This is a genomic window from Mucilaginibacter sp. (assembly GCF_036383575.1).
Taxonomy (GTDB): Bacteria; Bacteroidota; Bacteroidia; order Sphingobacteriales; family Sphingobacteriaceae; genus Mucilaginibacter.
This window is the reverse complement of the sequence record NZ_DASVOB010000709.1, coordinates 1-4,494: the sequence shown is the minus strand read 5'-3', so window position 1 is coordinate 4,494 and position 4,494 is coordinate 1. Positions and strand designations below refer to the sequence as shown.

Here is a 4,494-nt window from a genome sequence, read left to right as displayed (position 1 = left end):
AATAACAATCTCATTAGCCTGTGCATACTTATTTTTTCTTTTCGGCTTTAAGCATTTCCGTTCCGGCCAGTAATAACGCGCCTAAACCATGCGTATCGTTCAGTTCGGTTGGGCGGGTATAATAAAATTTAATATCGGTATCCATATTGGTGCCGATACACACATCCTGCAATTGCCCGTCTGCAGTTACTTTCGAGGCTAAGCCTCTCCAGCCTTCGCGGGCAATGGCTATATATTTGTCATTTATCCAGCCCTGGTTTACTGCCCTGGCCACCGCATAGGTGTACATAGCCGTAACTGATGTTTCCAAATATGAATCTGGTTTGTCCAATAGCTGATGCCATAACCCGGTTTGATCCTGGTAACGGGCGCAACCTACTATCTGCCTCAACAGTAATTTGATCAGTTCGGCACGTTTAGGGTGATTTGCAGGTAAATTGTTTAATAGCTCAACCTGTGCCATAGCTATCCATCCGTTACTGCGGCCCCAGTGTCCTACCCCATTGGTTTGATCATCGCTATAATAATTATGAAAGAACAAACCGGTGGCAGGATCATAAAGGTATTTGTTGAAATTCTCCACCTGTTTGATAGCATCGTCAAAATATTTATTATCGCCGGTAAGTTTGCCCATACGTGCTAAAAACGGAATGCTCATGAACATATCGTCGGCCCAAAGCGTACCGAAGCGGGGCTGCGGACGGGCAAGTGTACCATCGGGCAAACGCATTTGTTTAGTTAAGATATAGGCGGCGGATCTTTCTAAATAAGCCTTATAATCCTTCCTTTGCGCGAGGGCATCCACATCAAACAAACCGGCCGACATTGCCCCGCAAGCGTCAAGGTTGGTGATATTAAATACAGAACCGTATTCAACCTTTCCTGCTTTTGCTTTGTAAAGGGTTTCAAAATAACTAAGGTTATCAAAAATAAAAGCAAAATTATGCTGTGAATAGTCTGAATATTTTTTGTCGCCAAGCACATCCGCGGTTTGCATCATGCCAATGGTTAAAACACCATTCACATATGCCCACTTATTGTATTTACTGTCGACCTTAAGATCTGCCGATGAAGCCAAACCTTTTGTTGAATTATACTTTTCGTTTGTTTTGGCATTCACAAACTGAAAGGAAGTTTCCTTGATAACATTATCGGCAACACGGCGCACAACATCGCCGGTATTAACGTCCTGCCCAAATGCTGCCGATGTGCAGGCAATAAGTAATAGGTATAGAAATGATTTCATTTTAGCTTTTTTTAGTGTTAGATATTTTTAATAGCCGTCTTCTTTTTGTTCTTCGCGCGGACCGTCTTTACCTGTGCTGCGGTAATCGCTCCACCCTTGTTACCGAAGCTTTTCCTTACATAGGTCAATACATCAGCAATTTCACGGTCTTTTAAAAAGTCATGCGCGGGCATTACGTTTGAGTAAGATTCGCCGTCGATATCAACGTTTTCCGAAAATCCGTTGAGCACCACTTTAATTAACTGTGTATGATCGCCCGTTACATAAGAAGTTTTGATTAATGGCGGATTCATATTTGGCACGCCACCACCATCGGCCTGGTGACAGGTTAAACAATGATTTACATAGATAACTTTGCCGCTTGAAATGGACGCGGCCAGCCCTGTAGCCGGCTTCGCTTTTGTTTTTGTCCTGGTTTTAACCTGCGCCCTTAACTGGAAGCAGCTAAAAGCCAAAAGAAAGGTCAATAAATATTTCGTCATTTATTTATTACTTTTTTAGGTAAATAATACGGTAAATGGTACCTTTTGAATCATCTGTAACATATAATGAACCATCCGCGCCCTGGGCAAGCCCGCAGGGACGATGATCGGCGCGCCCGGCAGCTGTTTTCTCTGGTGAACCTGAAAATCCATCAGCAAATACTTCCCAGGCACCATCAGGCTTCCCATTTTTAAATGGCTGAAAAACCACGAAATATCCTGCCTGTGGTTCAGGGGCCCTGTTCCAGGAGCCATGAAAGGCAATAAAGGCACCGTTTTTATATTTTGCAGGGAACTGGTTTCCGGTATAGAACAACAAACCATTAGGGGCCATGTGTCCTGGATAGGCGGCAGCCGGATCAAGAAACTTTGCATCAGCTTCCTTTTTGCCATCGCCGCCATATTCAGGGGCCTGGACCTTTTTATGCTGGATCTGGTCATAATACATATATGGCCAGCCTGCATTGTCGCCTTTTTTAAGGGCATACAAACACTCCGCGGGTAATTCGGCCGATTGCTTGGTGGTAAACAGCTCGGGCCATGAACTATTCAGGTTATCCCTGCCGTGCTGCATTACGAATAGCTGGTTATCCTGCTGGTTCCAGTCCATACCAACCATATTCCTTAAGCCGGTTGCGTACCGTACACCATCGCCGTAGGTTTGGTTTAATTTATCTGTTTTAAACTGCCATACCCCACCCATGGAATCCAGTATCGGGCATCCCGGGATTCCCGGCGAATGCAGACCGCGGTCTTTTTCCTGGCACGAGTTAAACCAGGCACCTATGTTTACATAGATATTACCATCGTTATCCAGTGCAAATGATTTGGTTTCATGCTGGCGGCCTGCCTTTAACCCGGTGATGATCTTTTCGGGTTGATCGGGGTTAATAACTTCATTTTTATCATTCACCTTATACCTGAACACCTCGGTATTTGACGACGCATACAGGTACCTGTTCTTTAAATAAACCTCAGTACCACCATAAGTACCGAAACCTGATTTAAGCTCAGCCTTGCCATTGGAAGCTTCATGGAATACTAAAATACCTTTACCTTCTTTGTTAGGCTTGGCCAGCTTTACATAAATATCGCCCTGCGGCGTAACTACTAAATGCCTGGCCTTCGCACCTGTTTCGGTAACTTTCAGGGCACCAAAACCGTCAGGTAACTTTAAGCCCGCGTTGTCAGTATCGGGCACCACCTCCAATCCCGGTTTCAAGGCATAAAGTACGATGCTCACCGGCAGGATGGTTAGTATGATCACCCATTTAAATAGTATATTTTTCATACTGTTTATTTGATTACAATTCCTTTTTATTGGCATTCGCCAGTTTAGTATCTGCTACCGGGCGGCTGTTATAGATGTTAAAATCCTTTACCTCGTTTAACACAAACGTTGCTGAGCCTTCCGCTTTTTGCGCTTTAATGTGCTGAAAATCGGCACCGGTTACATGATCAAGAATAAATGGCGGGCGAAAATCATTCGAGATATAGCTAACTTCCACATCGCTCACTTTCAAATCTTTAACATTGCGGATAAAGAATCCATAAGAAGGCATGGTACCGAAACGATATGGTTCCGGGTATTCTTTTTCAAGCGCAGGCACTTCACGTGCAGATTGCTCTTTTGTTCCTCCGCCTTTATAATAGATCCGGATATTACTTAACCGCAGATCTTCAATATCGTGCCCCGGAATGCCACTTATAATAGCTCCATGTTTGCTATCAGCATTATAACATACCACATTGCTGATGATCACACGCCTGAGCACCCCTACAGGTGCACTTTCCGGCCCGCGCATACGTGCACCAAGCCTTACAAAAATTGGCGCATTAACAATATCCCTCATGGTTATATTGGTGATCGTAACATCCTCTAAAAGTGCACCGTCAACAGTTTCAAGGGCCAGGCCACGGCAGTAATCAAACACACAGTTTGAAATAGTGACATTCTTAAAGCCTCCGTTTGATTCGGTGCCCATTTTTATGCGACCGGTAGGGTTACCGTCAGAATATTTCTTTTCATTGCGGGTAAAAGTGCCGGCCAAAAACGAGCCCTCATCATAGCCGCTTACCTGGCAATTGGTGATGGTCACATTTTCGGTTGCCCTTGCAAATCCAAGCCCATAGGTGCTTTTAAGGCAGATACCGTCATCATAAGGAGAGTTGATACTGCAGTTTGAGATCCGTACGTTCCGGCAGCAATCAACATCCATACCGTCGCGGTTGGTATCCATTTTTACATTATCAATGGTAAAATTGTCAATCCCTGTAGCCAGGATCCCGAACCAGCCGCCATGCAATATGGAAATGTCCCTGATAATTACATTCCGGCATAAATAAAGGCTGATTGTTTTGTTAGGACGTTTATCGTCTTCCCCTTTATTGCTCCGCACCAAATCCTTTCCCCAAAGGGTACCGGGCCCCAATATGGAAATATCATGCAGGTTTTCGCCCCAGATCAGGCTGTTATGCCAGTGCCTGTGCCCAAAATCCTGGTAGTTATTATCAATTTTAGCTTCGGGTTCATCATAACCAGAAGCGGCTTCAATAGGAGCTGCAATTATGGTAGCACCCTGATCGATATAGAGGCTTATACCACTTTTTAGGTGAATAGATCCGCTTAAATAATTTCCGGCCGGAAAATAAACTGTTCCGCCACCGGCCTCTGCCGCGGCCTCAATTGCTTTATTGATATTTTGGGTATCAATGGCTTTTCCATCACCCTTTGCCCCATATAACTTTACGCTATATGGGGATGTT

4 protein-coding genes are annotated in these 4,494 nt (G+C 44.5%); all 4 read right to left on the bottom strand.

Annotated features, from left to right (window positions below; genetic code table 11):
• Positions 1 to 28: 28 nt before the first annotated feature.
• On the bottom strand, positions 29 to 1,246 hold the full coding sequence (locus VF500_RS25325) for a glycoside hydrolase family 88 protein (protein WP_330862341.1): 1,218 nt from the start codon (positions 1,244 to 1,246) through the stop codon (positions 29 to 31).
• Positions 1,247 to 1,263: 17 nt separating this feature from the next.
• On the bottom strand, positions 1,264 to 1,728 hold the full coding sequence (locus VF500_RS25320; protein WP_330862340.1) for a cytochrome c: 465 nt from the start codon (positions 1,726 to 1,728) through the stop codon (positions 1,264 to 1,266).
• Between the two features lie 7 nt (positions 1,729 to 1,735).
• Positions 1,736 to 3,019, bottom strand: coding sequence for a PQQ-dependent sugar dehydrogenase (locus VF500_RS25315; RefSeq protein ID WP_330862339.1), 1,284 nt, complete (start codon positions 3,017 to 3,019; stop codon positions 1,736 to 1,738).
• Positions 3,020 to 3,032: 13 nt separating this feature from the next.
• Positions 3,033 to 4,494, bottom strand: a 1,462-nt coding sequence (locus tag VF500_RS25310) for a rhamnogalacturonidase (protein ID WP_330862338.1), incomplete at its 5' end; no start/stop codon positions are given.